The organism is Massilia sp. GER05, from assembly GCF_052056005.1.
GTDB classification, from domain to species: Bacteria; Pseudomonadota; Gammaproteobacteria; order Burkholderiales; family Burkholderiaceae_D; genus Telluria; species Telluria orientalis.
Genome location: NZ_CP178858.1, coordinates 3581582 through 3603683 on the forward strand (window position 1 = coordinate 3581582; position 22102 = coordinate 3603683).

A 22102-nucleotide genomic window follows, 5' to 3' on the forward strand; every position below is an offset into this window, starting at 1 on the left:
TATTCTCGATTCGTGTGTCACTTGACTTGGTAACTCATTGATTTTGTGAAGGTTGAGTTTTGCCCACGCAACGGGCAAATTGTTGAAACCCGCATTCCTGCTTGGTTTTGGCATGTCAAGAGGGTGTTTTTCCACAAACTTATACACAGTTTTTGTGGATATCTGAACAAGCCTTGTTGAAGAGGCAAGCGAGGCGGGCAGAGGCCGTGAGCGGCCGCGCCCGCTGACGCTGGTTTGCTACATTGCCATCTGCGCTTGCATAAAGATACTGGACAAATGTACAGTTGAGCATCTATCCTCAACCGCCATGTCCGTCGCCACCGCCACCCCCGTTTCCCAGCCCGCCGCGCCCGCCGATCCGTTCGCCGGCCTGAATCCCGAGCAGCGCGCCGCCGTCGAGCACGACGTGGGTGCGGGGATGGTCCGGCCGCTGCTGGTGGTCGCGGGCGCCGGCTCGGGCAAGACGAATACGCTGGCGCACCGGGTGGCGAAGCTGATCCTGACGGGGAGCGATCCGCAGCGCATCCTGCTGCTGACGTTTTCGCGCCGGGCGGCCAATGAGATGGGCCAGCGCGCCGCCGGCGTGCTGCAGCGCGTGCTGGGCATGTCGACGGCCGTGGGCAGCCTGCCGTGGGCCGGCACATTCCACAGCATCGGGGCCCGCCTGCTGCGCGAATACGCGGGCCGGATCGGGCTGGAAGCCTCGTTCACGATCCACGACCGCGCCGACTCCGAAGACTTGATGGGCCTCGTGCGCCAGGACGTGGGCCTGGGCGCCGCCACCGGCCAGAAACGCTTTCCGCTGAAGGGCACATGCCTCGCGATCTATTCGCGCGTCGTCAATTCCCGCGAGCCGCTGGCCGACGTGCTGCAGTCGACCTTCCCGTGGTGCAGCGAATGGGAAGAGCAGCTCAAGCGCCTGTTCGGCGCCTACGTCGACGCCAAGCAGGAACAGAACGTCCTCGACTACGACGACCTGCTGCTGTTCTGGGCCGAGATGGCGTCCGATCCGGAGCTCGGGCCGGAACTGGGCGCGCTGTTCGACCACGTGCTCGTCGACGAATACCAGGACACGAACCGCCTGCAGGCCGCGATCCTGCAAGGCATGAAGCCGGACGGGCGGGGCGTGATGGTCGTCGGCGACGATGCGCAGTCGATCTATTCGTTCCGCGGCGCGACGGTGCGCAACATCCTCGACTTTCCGAAGCAGTTCGGCGAGCACACGACGATGATTACGCTGGACCGCAACTACCGCTCGACGCAGCCCATCCTCGACGCGTCGAACGCCGTCATCGCCGCCGCGCTGGAGCGCCATGCGAAGACCTTGTGGACCGATAAGGCCGCCACCGGCAAGCCGCAGCTCGTGCTGATCCCGGACGAGGCCGAGCAGGCCCGCTGGGTGTGCAACCGCGTGCTGGAACAGCGCGAGGCGGGCATCAAGCTGACGCAGCAGGCCGTGCTGTTCCGCGCCGCCAGCCACAGCGCCGCGCTGGAGCTCGAACTCGTGCGGCGCAATATCCCCTTCGTAAAATTCGGCGGCCTCAAATTCCTGGAAGCGGCGCATATCAAGGACGTGCTCGCCATGCTGCGCTTCGCCCAGAATCCGGCGGGCCGCGTGGCCGGCTTCCGCGTCGTGCAACTGATTCCGGGAATCGGCCCGGCGACGGCGGCCCGCCTGCTCGATGCGGTGGCGGAGGCGCCCGACCCCGTCGCGGCCGTCGACGCGTTTCCCGCGCCTCCGCGCGCCCAAGGGGAGTGGGAGCAATTTACCGCGCTGTTCCGCACCCTGCGCACGACGGGCCTGCGCTGGCCGCTGGAAATCGAACTCGTCTGCGACTGGTATCTGCCGCACCTCGAGCGCCTGCACGACGACGCAGCGGTCCGCGTGGCCGACCTCGACCAGCTGGTGGCGCTGGCGGGCGGCTATGGCTCGCGCGAGAACTTTCTCACCGAACTGACGCTCGACCCGCCGGAAGCAACGAGTGACCGCGCTGGCCCGCCGCTGCTGGACGAGGATTATCTGATCCTGTCGACGATCCACTCGTCCAAAGGGCAGGAGTGGAAGGCCGTGCACGTGCTGAACGTCGTCGACGGCTGCATCCCGTCCGACATGGCGACGGGCAGCGCGGAGGACATCGAGGAAGAGCGCCGCCTGCTGTACGTGGCGATGACGCGCGCGAAGGAACACCTGCACCTCATCGTCCCGAACCGTTTCTTCATCAAGCAGCAGGCGCAGATGGGCGACCGGCACGTCTATGCGCAGCGCACCCGCTTCGTCACGCCCGTCATGCTCAAGCACTTCGAGGAATGCGTCTGGACGAATGCCGAAACGTTGCAGGTGCGCAAACCGATGCCGGACAGCGTGCGAATGATGGTGCGCGAACGGGCCCGCAACGCCTGGAAATGAAAATAACGGCAAGATGACGGCAAAAGTGGGCAGAATCGGAACACTGTGACAAAGTTATCCACGCTGGGTCGATTTTGTAGGAATTTGCCTCATTTCCAGTGCCTGCTTAAAACACGAGCAACGGTAAGTCATTGATTTAATTGAGTTTGGTTTTTGCCCGTTCAATGGGCAGTTTGTTGAAACCCGCACCAATACTGGGCTTCCGGCTTGTCAAGAGGCGCTTGTCCACACAGTTATCCACATTTCTTGTGGATATTAAAATTAATCCCGTCGAATCAATGCCTTAGGTCGCGGACTTGATGCGGCATCGAGCATTTTCGGGTCGATTAGGATCAAGTCAACCGAGCGCCGCACGGAGTGCCGCCAGGGCGTCCAGCGCACCCAGCGCCACCCCGACGCCCCGGCCGGGACGCACGTCGGGCTCGCGCGGATTGATCCGCACGAGCGGCGCACCCTGCGCTTCGCACACGCGCCGCACGGAAGGCACGTCCGTGCCGGCCCCCAGTTCGATGACGACGAGGTTCGCCACCTGCGCGCGCCAGCGGTCGAGGCGGGCGTACTGCGCTTCGCTGCGGGCGTCCACCCAGCGGCCGTCGCCGAACATCAGGATGTTGGGCCGCGCCAGCGCGCCGCAGTGCGGACAACGGGGCAGCGGCGGCGTCATCAGGCAGGTCGCGGGATCGATGAGCGGATCGACGGCATCGGCCGGCCAGATCGCATCGCTGCACGGGCGCGTGCATTGCAGGTGGTGGATGGAACCGTGGCATTCCACGACACGGTCCTGGCCGAAGCCGGCGCGCTGGAACTGCCCGTCGACGTTGCTCGTGAAGACGAAGGCGCCGTGCTTCAGGCGCGCACCGAGGTCGCGCAGGATCGCGAAGCCCGCATGCGGGACCGTGGCGCGATACAGCGCGAGGCGGTGGCCGTAGAAGCCCCAGGCCAGTTCGGGATTGCTGTCGAAGTTGCGCGGATTCGCGATCTCGACGAAGCGGATGCCCAGCGCGGCCAGCGGCGGATAGGCGCGCCAGAAGCCGTGGTCGCCGCGGAAGTCGGGCAGGCCGGAATCGACGCCGATGCCGGCCCCGGCGCCGATCAGGAGACCGTCGGCATCGCGCAGCAGCGCGGCGGCCCGCGCAAGTTCGGCGGCGCTCACGCGGCGTCCCCTTCGTCGATGCGGCGCTGCAGATGTTCCAGCGCGGCCAGGAAGCGTGCGGCGGCGACGCCCGGCGGCCACGGTTCCCACGGTGCGCAGCCATACACGTCGACCAGCGGATCGTGCGCCAGCACGGCGGAGCGGATCTTCAGCGTCGTGCGCACTTCCTGCGCAGACCAGCCCGCCACGTGCACGGCTTCGCTGGCGGCGGCCAGGCGGTCGGCGCGCTTGTGGAGCCGGTGCTCGGCCGGCGTCCACGCTGGCAGGCGGTAGCGCAGGAACACGGCCTGTTCCAGGCGCCGCGTGAGGGCGCGAAAACCCTCGCCGAGGAACGGCTTGATCGGCGCGACGGCGTCGAAGCCGAGCAGGCCTTCTTCCGCGTCGTGCAACAGCTCGCGCAATTCGACGACGGGGGCGAGCGGCGTGGGCGATGCCGCGCGCCGCAGCAGCATCACGGCGATCGAATGCTGGGCCACGGACAGCGGCAGCGGCCACGCCGAGTGGCCGCCCCAGCGGTAGGTGCGCGCGAGGCCGAGGGCGAGGTCGCTGTCGTCCCAGTCGAACGGTGTCGGATTCAGCAGGTCGAGGCGCTTGCCGGACGGCATGCGGACCCAGGCGCGCATGTCGGGCGCCATGTCAGCGGTGGTATGAAACGGTGGACATGGCCCGATTCTACACGGCCGCGCCGGCCGACCCCGGCCGGATTGACGTGGCCGAACACGGGGCCCCGTTCGCGGTGTAGAGTAGGCTGCGGCCGGGCGGGGGCCCGGCAATCCGGAGTGCGGCTTCATGGGTGAACACGGCAAACGAATCGAGTGCGACGTTCTCGTCGTGGGCGGCGGCATCAACGGCGCCGGCATCGCGCGCGACGCGGCCGGGCGCGGCCTGCGCGTCGTGCTGTGCGAAAAGGACGACCTCGCGCAGCACACGTCGTCCGCGTCGAGCAAGCTGATCCACGGTGGCCTGCGCTATCTGGAGCAATACCATTTCGGGCTCGTGCGCAAGGCGCTGGCGGAGCGCGAAGTGCTGCTCAAGAGCGCGCCGCACATCATCCGGCCGCTGCGCTTCCTGATGCCCCATGCGCCGGGCCAGCGTCCGGCATGGATGATCCGCGCCGGCCTGTTCCTGTACGACCACCTGGCGCGGCGCGACTTCCTGCCGGCGTCAGGCACGGTCGCGTTGCGCGATCTCCCGGCCGGTGCCGCGCTGCAGCCCCGCTTCACGCAGGCGTTCGCGTATTCCGATGCGTGGGTCGACGATGCGCGCCTCGTCGTGCTGGCGGCGCTCGATGCGCGCGAACGGGGCGCGACGATCTTCACGCGCACGCGCTGCGCACGGGTGCGGCGCGACGCGAAGCGGTGGGAGGCCGACCTGGAGGGCCCGGACGGCACCGTCCACGTGCACGCGCGCTGCCTCGTCAACGCGGCCGGGCCGTGGGCGGGCAGCTTTCTGCAGGCGACGGGCGCCGGCCCGGCACGCCTCCTGCGGCTCGTGAAGGGCAGCCACATCGTCGTGCCGCGCCTGTTCGACGGCGACCAGGCGTTCCTGCTGCAGCAGCCGGACGGCCGCATCGTGTTCGCGCTGCCGTACGAGGGCGCGTTCACCCTGGTGGGCACGACGGACGTCGACCACGACGCGCAGGACGTCGACCGCGTCGCCATCAGCCCCGCCGAGACGGCGTACCTGTGCGACGCCGTGAACCGCTGCTTCGAGCGGCGCATCGGGCCGGACGATGTGGTGTGGAGTTATGCGGGCGTGCGGCCGCTGATCGCGGACGATGGCGGCGGCAGCGCATCGTCCGCCAGCCGCGACTACCGCTTCGAGCACGACACGGCCGGCGGCGCGCCGCTGCTGTCGGTGTTCGGCGGGAAGGTGACGACGTTCCGCAAGCTCGCCGAACAGGCCGTCGACTGGATCGGGCCCGTGCTGGGCCGCCAGGTGCCGGCGTGGACGGCGCATGCCTGCCTGCCGGGCGGCGACCTGTATGGCAAGGAACCGGTCGCGCGCGCGGTGCTCGAGTACGACGCGTGGGTGCGCACACGCCGCCAGCAATTCGCCTGGCTGCCCGACGGCCTGCTGGCACGCTATGCCCGCAGCTACGGCACGCGCCTGGCCACGCTGCTGGCGCACTGCCGCGCGCGTGCCGACCTGGGCGAGGAAATCGTGGCGGGCCTGTACGAGGTCGAGGCGGACTACCTCGTGCGCCAGGAATGGGCGATGGCGGCCGACGACATCCTGTGGCGCCGCACGAAGCTGGGCCTGCACGTGGCGCCGGGCGCGGCCCAGCGTCTCGATGCGTGGCTGACGGCGCGGCGCCGCGGCACGGTCGCCGCGCAATAGCGCGCCTTACCGCCAATGCCGTTCAGTGAAGAAGACCCCGTAGGGTGGGCACCCTGTGCCCACCACACGTTTGCGGATCGCATGCGCTTGGTGGGCTCGGGGAGCCCACCCTACGATCTGAGCGGCATGAGCGCTTACCGCCCGTTCTTCGCCAGCCAGGCGTCGATCTCGGGCAGGCGCGCCGCGTTCACCTGGATGCGGTCCTTGATGGCCGCGATGGCCGCCTCGACGTCGCCGCGCGAGCTCGGTGCCAGGTTCGCCTGTGCGTACGCGCCCAGTTTGTCGACCATCGCCGGATCCGACGATCCCGTCGCGAGGCGCGCCAGGTAGCGGCTGCGCGAGCTCGCGTCCACGCGGTCGTTGATCTGCGCGAGGTTCGCGATCGCGAAGTCGAACGCCATGTCCGGATAACGCAGCGCCACTTCCGAGATCATCTCGGCGCTGATCGTGAGGCCCGGTTCGTCCGTCAGCGCGAGTTGCAGCGCGCGCATGGCGAGCGCGCGGTCTTCGGTCGCGGCCAGCAGGGTGTAGCGCTGGTCGCGCACGAGCGGCGTCGTCTCGTTGCGGGCGGCCAGGTGCAGCTGGTCCCACGTGGCGGCGTCCGCGTGCTGGGCGACGACGCCCATCACCGTCTTGCGCAGCGGTCCCGGCACGGCGCTGGCGTCCGTCGCCAGCGCGGCATAGCGGCGGCGCGCTTCGGCGATGACGTTGGCGTCGCCGAGGTCGCTCAGCACATTGACCAGCTCTTCGCGCAGGTTGGCGACGGACGACGCTTCGCCCGGGCGCGCAGTCCAGCCGACCTGCGCCATCAGCGGTGCCAGGCGCGCGATCGCGAACGTGTCGAAACGCTTCTGGCGGGTCGCGTCGCCGCCGCGGGCCTGTTCGCGGTAGCGGTTGTGGACGCCGTCGAGCAGTGCGGCGATGCGCGTCCACACGGCCGGATCGGCGCCGGCGGGCGTCGCCTGCACGAGGTCCAGCACGTCGGACGCGGGCTGCAGGCCGGCCTGGCCCAGGGCGCTGCTGTCGGCCAGCAGGCCGATCTGGTCGATCGGCGCCAGGCTGGCGAAGCGCGTGGCCAGCTGGGCGAAATCGGCGGAGGAGTACAGCGTGCGGTAGTAGCCGCTCTGGCCCGCGTTGACGAGGACGGCGCCGCAGCCGGGGATCGTGATCGTGCCTTTGCCGCCCGTGACGAGCGTGCTCGCCTGCTTCGTGGACTGCCTTGTGCTGCCGGCGATCTGCGCGATCACGGGCACGCGCCAGGCCAGCGGCGCCTTGTCGGCGCGGTCGCGCGTGAATTCGGCCTGCGTCAGCGCCACCGTGGTCGCATTGTTCCGGCACGCCGGCTCGCCCACCTTGATCAGCGGGACGCCCGGCTGCAGCGTGAAATCGTGGGCGATCGCGGTGACGGGCTTGCCGGCCGCCTTCTCGATCTGCTTCCACAGGTCGTCCGACACCGTGTTGCCGTACGCGTGCGCCTTCATGTACGCGCGCACGCCGTTGCGCCACGCGTTCGCGCCCACATAGGCTTCCAGCATGCGGATGACGGATTCGCCTTTGGAGTACGTGATCTCGTCGAAGGCCTGGTTGGCCTGTTCGACCGTCTCCACGTGCTGCACGACGGGGTGCGTGCCGGCGACCGAGTCGCGCCGCATCGCGCTTTCGCGCACGCCGACGGCGCCCAGGTGCGTGTTCCATTCCGGATGCAGGCGCGCGGTCGTGCGGCTCTCCATCCACGATGCGAAGCCTTCGTTGAGCCACAGGTCGTCCCACCAGCGCATCGTCACGAGGTCGCCGAACCACTGGTGCGCCATCTCGTGCGCGGCGGTGGCGAAGATCTCTTCGCGGTCGTGCTGCGTGGCGATCGCGGGGTCGAGCAGCAGCGCGTATTCGAACGTGAAGATCGCGCCCCAGTTTTCCATCGCGCTGAAGAACTGGCTGCGGCCCGCGCCGGCCACGTTGTCCAGCTTCGGCAGCGGGTAGCGTACGCCGAAATAATCGTTGTATTCGCGCAGGATGGCCTGCGACGCATCGAGCGCGAACTTCGCCTGCGGCACCGCGCCGCGGCGGGTGACGACGCCGATCTCCGTGCCGTCCACCTTCGCGGCCGCGCGCTCGAAGTCGCCGAGCGCGAAGAACAGCAGGTAGGTCGACATCTTCGGCGTGGTCGCGAAACTCACGCGCTTGCGGCCGTCCGGCAGGGTCTCCGTTTTCGTCGCCGGCATGTTACTGACCGCCATCTGGGCGGCCGGCACGACGACGTCCAGCGCGAAGCTGGCCTTGTACGCGGGCTCGTCCCAGGATGGGATCACGCGGCGCGCGTCCGAGTTCTCGAACTGCGTGTACAGCGCGCGCCGCTGCTTGCCGTCCGCGCCGGGATAGTCCAGCGAGAACAGGCCGACGGCCTGCGTGCCGATCGCGCCCGTGTAGTCCATCGCCAGGCGGTACATGCCCGGTGCGATCGGCTGGGCGAACGTGAACGTGGCGGTCTGGGCATCGTTGTCGACGGCGACCGAGGCTTCGCGTTCGGCGCCGCCGGCCGCCGGTGCCAGCGTCACTTTCGAGAATTTCAGCTCGGCCGCGTTCAGCGTGATCGTGCTGGTGGCCTCGGCCACGTTGATCGTGACGACGGCGCGGGCGCCGAACGAGGCGTTGGCGGCGTCCGGCGTGAGCGCGACCTGGTAATGCGTCGGGACGACGCCGCGCGGCAGTTGCGTGGTGGTGTCGGCGTTCGCCGTCGCGCTTGCGCGGGTAGGCGCGGCGCCGACGTGAAAGGGGGCGGTCGCCAGAGCAAGGGTAAAAGCTGGGGCGACGGCGGCGGAAAGCAGCTTGCGGTGCATGGAAATCCTGTCGTGTATGTATGTCGGACCCGCGCGTGATGTCGGATGGACGCGCGCGGCCAAGCCGGGAATCTACGGTTAAACCGCGCACGCTGTCAAATGAGCAAAAGGACAGGATGCGTTATGATCGGCGGCGCCAATCGAATGAGGAGACGCTGGATGAAACTGTACACGAGCACCCGCGCGCCGAGCCCGCGCCGCGTCCTGATGTTCATGGCCGAGAAGGGCATCACGGACGTCGCGACGGTGCAGATCGACCTGGGCAAGGCCGAGCACCGCAGCGAGGCGTTCGCCCAGCTCAATCCGATGGCGCAGGTGCCCGTGCTGGAACTGCCCGACGGCCGCACGCTGGCGGAGACGCGTGCCATCTGTACTTACCTGGAGGGGAAGTATCCGAACCCGAACCTGATGGGCGAGGACTTCGAGGAGCGTGCGTTCATCGAGATGATGGACCGCCGCTGCGAACTGCAGCTGTTCCTGCGCATCGCCAACTGCGTGCGCCACACGCATCCGGGCCTCGCGCCGCTGGAACAGCCGCAGTTTCCCGACTTCGGCGCGGCGCAGGGCGCCAGGGTGCGCGAGACCGCGCGCTGGCTCGACGGCGTGCTGTCGGACCGCGATTTCCTGGCGGGCGAGCGCTTCACGATCGCCGACATCACGGGGTTCTGCGCGCTGGAGTTTGCGCGCGGGCTGATGAAGTTCAGGCCGTCGGACGAGGGGCTGACGAATTTGCAGGCGTGGCGGGACAGGATTGCGGAGCGGTCGAGCGCCCGGATCGTATGAGTCGTCGTTCCCGCGGAAGCGGGAACCCATACTGAGCTTCAGGGTTCGATATCTTTGCGACTTCGGAACCTCAGCATGGATCCCCGCTTTCGCGGGGATGACGCCAGTCTGCTATCCAACCCGCTTGTACCACGGCCGATCCCCCTCGATCGACTGGTACGTCCCCGCATACGCATCCGACACGGCCAGCGGCCGGTCCAGGCACAGCACGCCGAAGCGCGCGAGGCTGTCGTGGAACAGCCGCAGCACGCGCTGGCGCAGCACGGGCCCGAAGTCGGACAGCGCGCCGCAGCACAGGATCGCCTGGAATTCGTTGAACGACGCATCCGTCACGAGGCTGTACTGCGACCACGTGATGCGCCGGCGCAGTTGCGGCTGCAGGCGCGCCTGGCCGTCGCGCACTTCGAAGTACGTCGACAGCGCGGCATGGCCGCCGCTCGCGGCGTAGCGGGTCTGCGCGGCGTCCAGCTCGGCCACGGGCAGCCACGCGTCCTGCATCTCGGCCACGAGTTCCTCGTTGGCGAGGGTCGCGTGGATGTCCAGCTTGCCCAGCACGCCTTCTTCCGCCAGCACGATGGCGAGACCCCACGCTTCGCCGACGCCCGCGCATTCCGCCAGCCATACGCGCGGCACGGGCCACGCACGCAGCGACGGCGCCAGCACGGTGCGCAGGCGCTGCGTGTGGCCCGTGTTCTCGAACAGGTCGACGGGCTGCGGCGCCAGCATGCGCAGCAGCGCGGACGCGGCAAGCGGGGCGTGCAATACCTTTTCCTGCAGGCCGGACAAGGTGGCGGCGCCATGACCGCGCATCGCGTCGCCCAGCCGCCGGCGCAGGTACGCCCGGTCGTAGCCGCGGAACTCGTGGCCGTAGCGCTGGAATAGTGCCTCCAGCAGCAGCTCCGTTTCCAGCTCCTCGACCGCCAGCCCGGCCGCGAGGCCGGTCCAGGTATTCGCTACGGACGTCATCAGTGCAACCAGACGCGCATCATCGACAGCAGCTGGGCGACGTCGACCGGCTTGGTGATGTAGTCGGACGCGCCCGCGGCGATGCACTTGTCGCGGTCACCCTTCATCGCTTTCGCGGTCAGCGTGATGATCGGCAGCGACTTGAACTTCGGGATGCGGCGGATGGCGCGCATCGTGTCGTAGCCGTCCATCTCCGGCATCATGATGTCCATGAGGACGATCTCGATGGCCGGGTCCTTTTCCAGCACCTCGATGCCGTCGCGGCCGTTCTCGGCGAACAGCACCTGCATCTGCTGGCGCTCCAGCAGCGACGACAGCGCGAAGATGTTGCGCAGGTCATCGTCGACGATGAGGACCTTGCGGCCGGCGAGGCCGCCGTCCGCCGCGTGGATCTCTTCCAGCATGCGGCGCTGCGTCTCCGGCAGGCTGGCCTGCGAGCGGTGCAGGAACAGCGCGGTCTCGTCGAGCAGGCGTTCCGGCGAGCGCGCATCCTTGACGACGATGGTCTTGGCATAGCGCTTCAGCTTCGTGACCTCCTTGCGCGACAGTTCCTGCGCCGTGTAGATCACGATCGGCAGGTCGCGCAACGCTTGCTGCTTGCCGATCTGGTCGAGCAGGTCGAAGCCGGAGATGTCGGGCAGCGTGAGGTCCAGCACCATGCAATCGAAGTGCTGCTGCGCCAGCGCCTCCAGCGCCGCCTTGCCGTCTTCCGCCGTCACGATGCGCACGTCGGAATCGCCGATCAGGCCGACGATCGATTCGCGCTGCGCCATGTCGTCCTCGACGACGAGCAGCGAACGCTTGCCGCCCATGAGGAACTTCTGGATGCGCTTGAATTCTTCCTGCAGCATCTCGCGGCTCACGGGCTTGTTGATGTACGAGATCGCGCCCTGGCGCAGCGCGCGCTCGCGCTCGCGCAGCGACGACATCACGTGCACGGGGATGTGGCGCGTGCTCGGGTCGCGTTTCAGGCGGTCGAGCACCGTGAAGCCGTCGATGTCCGGCAGGTCGATGTCGAGCAGGATCGCGGACGGCAGGTAGTCGCGGGCGAGGGACAGCGCGGAATCGCCGCGGTGCGTGACGATGCCCTTGAAGTTCTTTTCGCGCACGAATTCGAGCAGCGTCTTGGCGAAGCGCTCGTCGTCCTCGACGATCAGCACGGACGGGTCGCCCGGCACGATCAGGCCGCGGTCGTCCAGCATGGCCGCGTATTCGACCAGGCTGTTCGACGGGTCGGTCAGGGTGACGCTGGTGACGGGTTGCGGCTCCACTTCCAGCAGCATAGTGGGTGCCGGCAGGGCCGACGGTTGCGGCTGCGGCGGCGCGAGGCGTGCCGGTTGCGGCTGGCGGGTCTGTTCGTAGTTGATGAAGCCCGCGCGGTTGTACGGCAGGTACAGCGTGAACGTGGAACCGATGTTCACGGTCGACTCGACGCGGATTTCGCCGCCCAGCAGACGCGCCAGTTCGCGCGAGATCGACAGGCCCAGGCCCGTGCCGCCGTATTTGCGGGCGGTGGAGCCGTCGGCCTGCTGGAATGCCTCGAAGATCAGCTGCAGCTTGTCGGCCGGGATGCCGACGCCCGTATCGCGCACGGAGAACGCCAGCACGGCGTCCGCATGCAGCAGGTGCGGGTGGTCGGCCGTCCAGCCGCTCGTCACGAGGCTGATCGTCAGCGACACGTTGCCGTGGCTCGTGAACTTGAACGCGTTCGACAGCAGGTTCTTCAGGACCTGCTGCAGGCGCGTCGTGTCGGTCATGACCGCGGTCGGCAGGTTGTCCGCCAGCTCCACCGAGAAGCCGAGATGCTTCGCCTCGGCCATGTGGCGGAACGTGCGGTCCACGTAGTTGCGCAGGTTCGAGAAGCGGTATTCCGACACGTCCAGCGTGACCGTACCCGACTCGATCTTCGACAGGTCGAGAATGTCGTTAATCAGGGTCAGCAGGTCGGAGCCGGAGCCGTGGATCGTCTTCGCGAATTCCACCTGCTTGGACGACAGGTTGCCTTCCGGGTTGTCGGACAGCTGCTGCGCGAGGATCAGCAGCGAGTTCAACGGCGTGCGCAGCTCGTGCGACATATTGGCCAGGAACTCGGATTTATATTTCGACGACAGCGCCAGCTGCGTGGCCTTTTCTTCCAGCGCCAGCTTCGCCTGTTCCACCTCGCGGTTCTTGCGTTCCACCTCGATGTTCTGCTCGGACAGCAGGCGCGCCTTTTCCGCCAGCTCCTGGTTCGTCTGCTGCAGTTCCTGCGCCAGCGACTGCGACTGGGTCAGCAGCGATTCCGTCCGGCTGTTCGCCTCGATCGTGTTCAGCACGACGCCGATCGATTCCATCAGCTGGTCGAGGAAGGAGAGGTGGGTTTCCGTGAAGCGGTCCAGCGACGCGATCTCGATGACGGCCTTGACCTGCTGTTCGAACAGGATCGGCAGCACGACGATGTTCGTCGGCGGCGCGGAACCGAGGCCGGACGACACGACGATGTAGTCGCGCGGGACGTCCGTCAGCCAGATGCGGGTCTTCTCCAGCGCGCACTGGCCCACGAGGCCTTCGCCCGGCAGGAACGACGTCGGCAGCTTTCTGCTCGAACGGTAGCCGTACGAGGCGATCATGCGCAGGCGAGCGTCGGCTTCCTGCGAATCCATCATGTAGAACACGCCGTGGTGCGCCGAGACGAGCGGCGCCAGTTCGGACAGGATCAGCTTCGTCACGGCCTGCAGGTCGCGCTGGCCCTGCAGCAGTCGGGTGAAGCGCGCCAGGTTGGTCTTCAGCCAGTCCTGCTGCGCGTTCTTCTGCGTCGTCTCCTTCAGGTTGCGGATCATCTCGTTGATGTTGTCCTTCAGGTAGGACACCTCGCCGCGCGCCTCCACCTGGATGGAACGCGAGAGGTCGCCGCGCGTCACCGCCGTCGCCACTTCACCGATCGCGCGCATCTGGTTCGTGAGGTTGGCCGCCAGCTGGTTGACGTTCTCCGTCAAGTCCTTCCACGTACCCGCGACACCGGACACGTTGGCCTGGCCACCCAGCTTGCCCTCGGTACCCACCTCGCGCGCCACGCGGGTCACCTCGGAGGCGAACGACGACAGCTGGTCCACCATCACGTTGATGGTGTCCTTCAGTTCGAGAATCTCGCCCTTTACGTCCACCGTGATCTTCTTCGACAGGTCGCCGCGCGCCACGGCGGTGGTCACCGCCGCGATGTTACGCACCTGGCCCGTCAGGTTCGATGCCATGAAGTTCACGTTATCCGTCAGGTCTTTCCAGGTACCGCCGACGCCCGGCACGTACGCCTGGCCGCCCAGCTTGCCCTCGGTACCCACCTCGCGCGCCACGCGGGTCACCTCCGATGCGAACGAGGACAACTGGTCCACCATCACGTTGATGGTGTTCTTCAGTTCCAGGATCTCGCCCTTCACGTCCACCGTGATCTTCTTCGACAGGTCGCCGTTCGCCACGGCGGTCGTCACGTCGGCGATGTTACGCACCTGCGCCGTCAGGTTACCCGCCATCGAGTTCACGCCGTCCGTCAGGTCTTTCCACGTACCCGCGACGCCGGGCACGTTCGCCTGGCCGCCGAGCTTGCCTTCCGTACCCACTTCCCGCGCCACGCGGGTCACCTCGGACGCGAAGGAGTTCAGCTGGTCGACCATCACGTTGATGGTGTTCTTCAGTTCGAGAATCTCGCCCTTCACGTCCACCGTGATCTTCTTCGACAGGTCGCCGTTCGCCACGGCGGTCGTCACGTCCGCGATGTTACGCACCTGGCCCGTGAGGTTGCCTGCCATCGAGTTCACGGAGTCCGTCAAGTCCTTCCACGTGCCCGCGACGCCTTTCACCATGGCCTGGCCGCCGAGCTTGCCTTCCGTGCCGACCTCCCTGGCGACGCGGGTCACCTCCGATGCGAACGAGGACAGCTGGTCCACCATCACGTTGATGGTGTTCTTCAGCTCGAGGATCTCGCCCTTCACGTCCACGGTAATCTTCTTACCGAGGTCGCCGTTCGCCACCGCGGTCGTCACGGCCGCGATGTTACGCACCTGGCCCGTGAGGTTGGACGCCATGAAGTTCACGTTGTCGGTCAAGTCCTTCCACGTGCCCGCGACGCCGGGCACGTAGGCCTGGCCGCCGAGCTTGCCTTCCGTGCCGACCTCCCTCGCCACGCGGGTCACCTCGGACGCGAAGGAGCGGAGCTGGTCCACCATCACGTTGATGGTGTCCTTCAGCTGCAGGATCTCGCCGCGCACGTCCACCGTGATCTTCTTCGACAAGTCGCCGTTCGCCACGGCGGTGGTCACCTCCGCGATGTTACGCACCTGCGACGTCAGGTTGCCCGCCATCGAGTTCACGGAGTCCGTCAAGTCCTTCCACGTGCCCGCGACGCCGGGGACGTACGCCTGGCCGCCCAGCTTGCCCTCGGTACCGACCTCCCGCGCCACGCGCGTCACCTCGGACGAGAACGACGACAGCTGTTCCACCATCGTGTTTGCGGTCGTCGCCGCGCGCAGGTACTGGCCTTTCAGCGGGTGGCCGTCCACTTCCAGCGCCATCGTCTGCGACAAATCGCCCTTCGCGACGGCGCCGATGACGCGCGCCATTTCCGTCGTCGGGCGCACGAGGTCGTCGATCAGCGTATTGACCGAGCTGATGATGGTGGACCAGCCGCCCACGACGCCGGGCACCGAGGCGCGCTGCGTCAGATGACCTTCGCGGCCCACGACGCGCGACACTTCGGTGACCGCCTCGACCATTTTTTCCTTGGTCTCGATGATGTCGTTCAAGGTATCGGCGATCTTGCCGGACACGCCGGTCCAGTCGGACGGCATGCGCACCGAGAAGTCGCCTTTTTTCAGCGCCATCAGCGTGGACAGCAGCAGCTTGACATCGAGCTGTTCAGCCATGTCGGTCATGTTATTCATTGACTAAAGATCCTCGAAGAGAAAGCGGAAGGGGGCTGGCGCGCATGGTCTTCAGACAACGCGCATTGTTAAATGCTAAGGAAACGCAACGATACACCCGTGTCCGGTCAAGTCAAGCATGCATATGCCTGACAGACAGGATTGTTACGAATCCACCATAAACTTGCATTTTTGAAATTTTAAATGGACAATTCGCGCGAGGATATTCGAAAGTCGTAAAGACTGGCGCACGATTCGATGGAGGACGTTGTTCAACATGTATCGGAACGACAACTGATCCAATGTCATGGCTCTGCCATAATGAATAAAAGACCAATTTTTCGTGCTTTTTGGTTACAACTCAACTAGCATAGCGGGGTGTCATTACACCCCATTCAAACAGCGCGAGGCATCCATGAAGACCGTCGATTTAGACGAGTTGTTACATACCGACACCGCGTCCAGTTGGGGCGAAGCGCTGTTCGCCCTCGGCCGCCACTATGGATTCGAAAAGGTCTTGTTCGGCATGTCGGGCTCGCGCCACGCGCGGCTCGAGAACGCATTTATACAGAGCAATTACCCGACAAAATGGCGCGAACGCTATGACGCCGAGCGGTTCGCCTATGTCGATCCCGTCGTCAGCCATTGCCTCGCCACCACCTTGCCGTTGATCTGGCAGCCGGAAATCTTCCGCAGCCCGGCCCAGCGCGCGCTGTATGAAGAAGCGTGCACGTACGGCATCCGCGCCGGCGTGACGTTTCCGATCCATGGTCCGAACGGGGAGTTTGGCCTGCTGAGTTTTGCCGTCGACACGGCGGCGGATAATGCGTTCCTGCGCGACGTCACGAGCATGCTGCCCGATCTGGCGCTGGTGCGGGATTATGCGTACGCGTCGGGCGTGCGTTTCTGTCCGCCGCCTGTGCAGGAGGCGGCGCCGCGCCTGACCCCGCGCGAGCTGGAGGTGCTCAACTGGGTCATGGTGGGCAAATCGTCGTGGGAAATTTCAAAAATCACCGGCTGTTCCGAGGCGACGGTGAACTTCCACATGGGCAATATTCGCCAGAAGTTCAACGTCAACACCCGGCAACAGGCGGTCGTGAGGGCCATCTCGCTGGGGTTGATTACCCCAGAAGATCACCATCGTTGAGCTTGCCGTTGACATAGAGTTTCAACAGCAACGCGACCGGGGCCGGAATGGCCAGACCCGTTTCGAAACGGCTGCCGCTGGATTGCGTGACGCCAAATCGGCCCCAGAATTTCTCCTGGCTCTCGCGCTTGCTGATCCGGTATTTTTTTAGATCGCTGATGGAGGGCGCCAGGGATGCGGGCGTTTTCATCATCAGGTTGCCTGCCGACGGTTCCCGCAGGCTTGCTTCGGTAACGAAATCATTAGCCATCGCCGCTCCTCCATGGAAAGATGTGTGAGAAACAAGTATTCCATGCAACATTCATTTAGCGTCCTAGCAACCCTGCTAGTTTCTTATCGAATGTGCTGGTTGCGTTAGCTTGCTAACTGATGGTTACCGGCGAAATAGGTCACGTCCAGCGTTTACGAGGTGCAATTACTTGAGTTTCCTCAAAAGAAAAGCATAGGTCAGCGCCCACATCGTCGCCGTCTGCTCGTTGTTCGCCGCGCCGGCATGGCCGCCCTCCGTGTTTTCCCAGTACAGCACGTCGTGCCCCTGGTCGCGCATCCGCGCCGCCATCTTGCGCGCGTGGCCCGGGTGGACGCGGTCGTCGCGGGTGGACGTCGTGAACAGCACGCGCGGATACTGCTTGTCCGGCGAGACGTTGTGATAGGGCGAGTAGCGGGCAATGTAGTCCCATTCGTCGGGATCGTCCGGGTCGCCGTACTCGCCGATCCACGACGCGCCGGCCAGCAGCTCGTGATAGCGGCGCATGTCCAGCAGCGGCACCTGGCAGGCGACGGCGCCGAACAGGTCCGGCCGCTGCGTCAGGGCCGCGCCCACGAGCAATCCGCCATTGCTGCCGCCCATGATGCCCAGGTGGGGCGGGGTCGTGATGCCGCGCCGGATGACGTCCCCGGCGACCGCGAGGAAATCGTCGAACGCCTTTTGCCGGTTTTCCTTCAACGCCGCCTGGTGCCAGCGCGGCCCGAACTCGCCGCCGCCGCGGATGTTCGCCAGGACATATACGCCACCCTGCGCCAGCCATGCCTCGCCCGTCGTGCCGCTGTAGAACGGCGTCAGCGACACTTCGAAGCCGCCGTAGCCGTACAGCAGGGTCGGATGCGTGCCGTCCAGCGGCGCGTCCTTGCGCATCACGACGAAGTACGGGACGTGCGTGCCGTCCGGCGACTCCGCCGTGAACTGGCTGACGGCATAGGGCGACGCATCGAAGAACGCCGGCATCGACTTCAACAGTTCGCGCCCGTCGCGGCCGGCCTCGATCAGGTACAGGCTGCTCGGCGTGAGGAAGTCGGTCACGGTGAGAAACGCCTGGTCCGAGTCGTACTCGTCGACGGCGGAGACGTGCAGCGCGCCCATGCCGGGTGCGTCGACGTCGCGGCGTTGCCAGCGGCCATCCACGTGCTGCCATTCGATGATCCGGTTCTTGACGTTGTCGAGGATCGTGAGGAAAAGCGCTCCTCGCGTCGCCGCGATGCCGTCCAGCGACGTCGCCGGCGTGGGTTCGAACAGCACGTCGAAATCGCGGCTGCCTTCCAGGAAACCGTCGAATCCGATGGCGAGCAGGGCGCCCTGCGGCCACGTGCGGTCCCCAAGCGTCCAGTCCGAGCGCAGTTCGACGATGAACTGGTCGCGCAGCGCGAACGCGTTCGCGTCCAGCGGTTTGTCGATGGGCTCAAGCTGGCCGCGCGCGGGATCGCGCAGGAACAGCTCGCTGCTGTAGAAATCGATCTGGCGCAGCACGAACTGGCGCTCGTGGCCCGGTGTCGGGTCGTGCCAGGCGGAGACCGACAGGTCGTCTTCCCGCGCTGCGTAGACGAGCGTGGCTTCGCTCAGCGGCGTGCCGCGCTGCCACGCCTTGACGATGCGCGGGTAGCCGGATTCGGTCATCGAGTCGGGGCCGAAGTCGGTGGCGACGAACAGCGTGTCCGCGTCGATCCAGCCGACGCTCGACTTCGCTTCCGGCAAGGTGAAGCCGCCGTCGACGAAGGACAGCGTCGCCACGTCGAACTCGCGCACGACGTGGGCATCGCCGCCGCCGCGCGACAGCGAGACGAGGCAGCGCGTGCCGTGCGGCTCCAGGAACGTCACGCCCGCCCACACCCAGTTCTCGCTTTCAAGGCGGGCCAGGACGTCCAGGTCCAGCACCGTTTCCCAGGCGGGCGCCGGCTTGCGGTACTCGTCCAGCGTCGTGCGGCGCCAGATCCCGCGTTCGTGGTCGGCGTCGCGCCAGAAGTTGTAGAAGCGGCCGGCGTGGTGGCCGGCGTAGGGGATGCGGTCGCGCGAATCGAGGATCGTCTTCAGCCGCGTGCGCAAGGCCGCGTAGCCGGGAAGGGCGGTGAGTTCGCGCTCCGTCTCCGCGTTGCGTTCGGCCACCCAGCCGAGCGCGCGGTCGGAATCGACGTCTTCCAGCCACAACCAGGGGTCGAGATGTCCATTATCCGCTTCACGCATATGCATTCCTTATTGTTGAGCTCGCCATTTCGGCCTGATTCGGACATACTAGCAAACATCTAAAAATTTCCGTACGGCAATTAGGCCATGGGTGACATCACGACGCGCAACACGGGAAAGACAGCCGCGCTTTGGGCCGGCGGGGTCGCATTGGCCCTGCTCGCCGGCGCCGGGTTGTACCTGGGCGCGGCGCACACGGTCGACATCGAGACGCAGGCCCGCTTCGACCACCTGGCGCGCACCGGCCGCCAGCAACTGGCCGGCGCCGTGCATTCGTATGCGGACGTCGTGCGGGGCCTGGCCGGGCTATTCCAGGCAAGCGGCTCCGTCACACGGCTGGAATTCCACCGTTACGTCCAGGCGCTGGGCGTGGCCGAGCACTATCCGGCGCTCGAATCGGTCAACTACGCGGCGTACGTGGAGGCGGGCGCGCGCGATGCGTTCGTCGCGGGCGTGCGCGCGGACCGCAGCCTCGACCCGGCCGGCTATCCCGGCTTCACGATCCGGCCCGCCTTGCGGCGTCCCGCGCACACCGTGCTGACTTACCTGGAGCCTTGGCTGGCGGAAAAGGCCGGTGCGGACCTGGCGGGCGGCGCGCCCGCGGTCGCGCAGGCGCTCGAGCGGGCGCGCGACAGCGGCCGCATGACGGCATCCGGCAAGCCCATCGTCGTGGAGCACCCCGTGCGCCATCTCGGACTGGGCCTGCGCATGCCCGTCTACCGCACGGACGGCGCCGTTCCGCCCGACGTCGAAGGCCGGCGCGCCGCGTACGCGGGCTCCGTCGGCATCGGCTTTTCCGTGCCGGCCCTCGTGCGCGGCGCGCTCCCGGGCGGCGACCAGCCGGTCGCGCTGCAGCTGTATGCCGCCGCCGACAGCCGGGCGGCCGGCCCGCTGCACGTCAACGAGGCGGACAACCTGCTGTACGACGGCGCCGGCGCGGCGCTGAAGAATGCCGGCGACCTGATGGAAACGGTGCTGCCCGTGCGCTTCGACGACAACCTGTGGAAGGCCCGCTTCGTCGCCCGCCGCGCCGACCTCGTCGACGGTTTCGGCCGCGTCTTCCCCTGGCTGGCGGGCGCGGGCGGCTTTGGCGCGACACTCCTCGCGTTTGCGCTGTTCCTCAACCTGGCCCGCTCGCGCAAGACGGCCGTGGACCAGCGCCGGCTGCTCGACCTCGTGCTGGACAACGTCGACGCCTACGTCTACCTGAAGGACCGCGACCGCCGCTACCGCTACGTCAACGCGAAGATGGCCGCCGCCTGCGGCCTGCCGGCGCACGAGATCGTGGGGCGGCGCGACCGCGAGGTGATGCCGCCCGCGCAGGCCGACGCGCTGTGGGCGCTGGACCGGCCCGTGCTGGAACTGGGCGAAAAGCGCGCGGTGCAGAACGCCTTTGCCGGCAGCGACGGCGTCGCGCGCCAGTTGTGGAGCGTGAAGGTGCCCGTGCGCTTCGCCGGCGATGGCGACGCAGGGGCGGTGCTGTGCGTGTCGACGGACGTGACGGAACTGCACGCGCTGAAGGCGCAGGCCGACGCGGCGAGCCGCGCCAAGAGCGACTTCCTGTCCAACATGAGCCACGAGATCCGCACGCCGATGAACAGCATCATCGGCATGGCCTACCTGGCGGGCAAGCGCGCGGAAGACCCGAAGCAGCGCGACTACCTGGGCAAGATCCAGCATTCGGCGCAGCACCTGCTGGGCATCATCAACCACATCCTCGACTTTTCCAAGATCGAGGCCGGCAAGGTCGAGCTGGAACCGCGCGACTTCACGTTCGACGCGCTGAAGCGCAACGTCGAGAGCCAGCTGGGCGCGCAGGCGTCGGCGCGCGGCCTCGAGCTCGTGTTCGACGTGGCGCCCGAGCTGAAATGGCCCGTCCGCGGCGATCCGCTGCGGCTGGAACAGGTGCTGCTGAATTTCGTCGGCAACGCCATCAAGTTTTCCGACCACGGCGCCATCCACGTGCGGGCCCGCGTCGAACGGACGGTGGGGGCCGACGTGCTCGTGCGCTTCGAGGTCGAGGATCGCGGCATCGGCATCGCGGCGGACGACCTGGCGCAGCTGTTCACGCCGTTCCACCAGGCCGATCCGTCGTCGACGCGCGTGCACGGCGGCACGGGCCTCGGTCTCGTCATCAGCAAGCAGCTGGCGGAGTTGATGGGCGGCGAAGTCGGCGCGACGAGCGTGCCGGGGCAGGGCAGCACGTTCTGGTTCACGGTGCGCCTGCGGCCGATGACGGCCCCGCGTGCCGCGGCGCCGGCGCCGCCGTCGGAACCGGGGGCTCTGGCCGGCTGCACGATCCTGCTCGTCGAGGACAATGCGTTCAACCAGCTGGTGGCGCGCGAGCTGCTGGAGGATGCCGGCGCGTGCGTCGTCGTCGCGGACGATGGCGCCCAGGCGTTGGACCGGCTGGCGGGAGTGTCTGTCGACTGCGTCCTGATGGACGTGCAGATGCCCGTGATGGACGGCTGCGAGGCCACGCGCCGCATCCGCGCGGATGCCCGGCTGGCGGGCCTGAAAGTGATCGCGATGACGGCGAATGCCGGGATCGAGGACCAGGCCCGCTGCCTCGCGGCCGGCATGGATGAATTCCTGACGAAGCCGGCGGCGCCCGAGACGCTGATTGCGACGATCGCGCGTGCGCTCGGCCGCGGCGTACCGCGGCCGGACGTCCCGGATGCCCCGAGGGTGGTCACGCTGCTCGACCTGGGCGTGCTGTCCGATGCGTTCGGCGGCCAGCCGGAGCGCATGCGCAAATACGCGTTCCTGTTCCTGGACACGGCCCGCGACGGCATGCACGAGATCGACCGCGCGCTGGTGGCGCAGGAGCCGGCCCGGGCGGCGGCGGCGGCGCACCGCCTCAAATCGGCGGCGCGCACGGTCGGGGCGCTGAATTTCGCCAACGTCTGCGGCGACCTGTGCGCCGATCTGGAACGCCAGGCCGAGCCGGGCGCGCGGGACCAGGCCCGCACGCTGGCGGCCCGGCTGCGCGGCCTGCTGCCGCGGCTCGAACGCCACATCCTCGCCGAACTGGGCGCGCGCCAGCAGGATCGCCGGGCCTGAGCTCTACCGCCGGAGCCCCGGAAGTAGTATGCTGCGCGAGTCTCTTCGCCACGTCCCGT

The 22102-nt window shown here is 67.1% G+C and carries 12 protein-coding genes; 5 read left to right on the forward strand and 7 right to left on the reverse strand.

Annotation, left to right across the window (positions count from 1 at the left end):
• The first annotated feature begins 307 nt into the window (after positions 1-307).
• Positions 308-2407, forward strand: a complete 2100-nt coding sequence (locus ACL58G_RS16140; protein ID WP_440967878.1) for an ATP-dependent helicase — start codon at positions 308-310, stop codon at positions 2405-2407.
• Positions 2408-2744: 337 nt separating this feature from the next.
• On the opposite strand, the gene ACL58G_RS16145 is transcribed toward ACL58G_RS16140, so the two are convergent.
• Positions 2745-3560, reverse strand: coding sequence for an SIR2 family NAD-dependent protein deacylase (locus ACL58G_RS16145; RefSeq protein WP_440967879.1), 816 nt, complete (start codon positions 3558-3560; stop codon positions 2745-2747).
• A complete protein-coding gene (locus tag ACL58G_RS16150; RefSeq protein WP_440967880.1) occupies positions 3557-4183 on the reverse strand; it encodes a phosphohydrolase in 627 nt (208 codons plus the stop codon). Before ACL58G_RS16150 ends, ACL58G_RS16145 begins: the two co-directional genes overlap by 4 nt.
• Positions 4184-4349: 166 nt before the next feature.
• Here ACL58G_RS16150 and glpD point away from each other — a divergent pair, with 166 nt between their 5' ends.
• Entirely contained in the window at positions 4350-5900 is a 1551-nt protein-coding gene (gene glpD / locus ACL58G_RS16155) for a glycerol-3-phosphate dehydrogenase (protein WP_440967881.1), read from the forward strand.
• 134 nt (positions 5901-6034) lie between these two features.
• Here the strand turns inward: glpD and ACL58G_RS16160 are convergent, their stop codons facing one another.
• The gene (locus ACL58G_RS16160; protein WP_440967883.1) at positions 6035-8737 is read right to left on the reverse strand and encodes a M1 family metallopeptidase; all 2703 of its coding nucleotides are present in this window, start codon (positions 8735-8737) and stop codon (positions 6035-6037) included.
• Between the two features lie 159 nt (positions 8738-8896).
• Here ACL58G_RS16160 and ACL58G_RS16165 point away from each other — a divergent pair, with 159 nt between their 5' ends.
• Positions 8897-9520, forward strand: coding sequence for a glutathione S-transferase family protein (locus ACL58G_RS16165; protein ID WP_440967885.1), 624 nt, complete (start codon positions 8897-8899; stop codon positions 9518-9520).
• 111 nt (positions 9521-9631) lie between these two features.
• Here the strand turns inward: ACL58G_RS16165 and ACL58G_RS16170 are convergent, their stop codons facing one another.
• Together ACL58G_RS16170 and ACL58G_RS16175 are read right to left on the reverse strand one after the other, a co-directional pair.
• A complete protein-coding gene (locus tag ACL58G_RS16170) occupies positions 9632-10486 on the reverse strand; it encodes a CheR family methyltransferase (RefSeq protein ID WP_440967887.1) in 855 nt (284 codons plus the stop codon).
• Entirely contained in the window at positions 10486-15399 is a 4914-nt protein-coding gene (locus ACL58G_RS16175) for a response regulator (RefSeq protein ID WP_440967888.1), read from the reverse strand. Before ACL58G_RS16175 ends, ACL58G_RS16170 begins: the two co-directional genes overlap by 1 nt.
• 394 nt (positions 15400-15793) lie before the next feature.
• Here ACL58G_RS16175 and ACL58G_RS16180 point away from each other — a divergent pair, with 394 nt between their 5' ends.
• Positions 15794-16525 (forward strand): helix-turn-helix transcriptional regulator, encoded by a 732-nt coding sequence (locus tag ACL58G_RS16180; protein WP_413340171.1) that lies wholly within the window; start codon positions 15794-15796, stop codon positions 16523-16525.
• Here ACL58G_RS16180 and ACL58G_RS16185 read toward each other — a convergent pair.
• Positions 16500-16718, reverse strand: a complete 219-nt coding sequence (locus ACL58G_RS16185; RefSeq protein ID WP_219845242.1) for a helix-turn-helix domain-containing protein — start codon at positions 16716-16718, stop codon at positions 16500-16502. The two genes, ACL58G_RS16180 and ACL58G_RS16185, sit on opposite strands and share 26 nt — an antisense overlap.
• Positions 16719-16940: 222 nt before the next feature.
• Positions 16941-18980 carry a prolyl oligopeptidase family serine peptidase gene (locus ACL58G_RS16190; protein ID WP_440967890.1) on the reverse strand — a complete coding sequence of 680 codons (2040 nt, stop codon included), beginning with the start codon at positions 18978-18980 and terminating at the stop codon, positions 16941-16943.
• 87 nt (positions 18981-19067) lie between these two features.
• On the opposite strand from ACL58G_RS16190, the gene ACL58G_RS16195 reads away from it, so the two are divergent.
• On the forward strand, positions 19068-22043 hold the full coding sequence (locus ACL58G_RS16195) for a CHASE domain-containing protein (protein WP_440967892.1): 2976 nt from the start codon (positions 19068-19070) through the stop codon (positions 22041-22043).
• Positions 22044-22102 lie beyond the last annotated feature (59 nt).

Bases quoted from the DNA above. Each gene is read 5' to 3' on its own strand.
- ACL58G_RS16140 (WP_440967878.1), top strand. From the start codon at position 308: ATGTCCGTCGCCACCGCCACCCCCGTTTCCCAGCCCGCCGCGCCCGCC.
- ACL58G_RS16150 (WP_440967880.1), bottom strand. From the start codon at position 4,183: ATGCGCGCCTGGGTCCGCATGCCGTCCGGCAAGCGCCTCGACCTGCTG.
- glpD (WP_440967881.1), top strand. From the start codon at position 4,350: ATGGGTGAACACGGCAAACGAATCGAGTGCGACGTTCTCGTCGTGGGC.
- ACL58G_RS16160 (WP_440967883.1), bottom strand. From the start codon at position 8,737: ATGCACCGCAAGCTGCTTTCCGCCGCCGTCGCCCCAGCTTTTACCCTT.
- ACL58G_RS16165 (WP_440967885.1), top strand. From the start codon at position 8,897: ATGAAACTGTACACGAGCACCCGCGCGCCGAGCCCGCGCCGCGTCCTG.
- ACL58G_RS16170 (WP_440967887.1), bottom strand. From the start codon at position 10,486: ATGACGTCCGTAGCGAATACCTGGACCGGCCTCGCGGCCGGGCTGGCG.
- ACL58G_RS16175 (WP_440967888.1), bottom strand. From the start codon at position 15,399: ATGAATAACATGACCGACATGGCTGAACAGCTCGATGTCAAGCTGCTG.
- ACL58G_RS16180 (WP_413340171.1), top strand. From the start codon at position 15,794: ATGAAGACCGTCGATTTAGACGAGTTGTTACATACCGACACCGCGTCC.
- ACL58G_RS16185 (WP_219845242.1), bottom strand. From the start codon at position 16,718: ATGATGAAAACGCCCGCATCCCTGGCGCCCTCCATCAGCGATCTAAAA.
- ACL58G_RS16190 (WP_440967890.1), bottom strand. From the start codon at position 18,980: ATGCGTGAAGCGGATAATGGACATCTCGACCCCTGGTTGTGGCTGGAA.
- ACL58G_RS16195 (WP_440967892.1), top strand. From the start codon at position 19,068: ATGGGTGACATCACGACGCGCAACACGGGAAAGACAGCCGCGCTTTGG.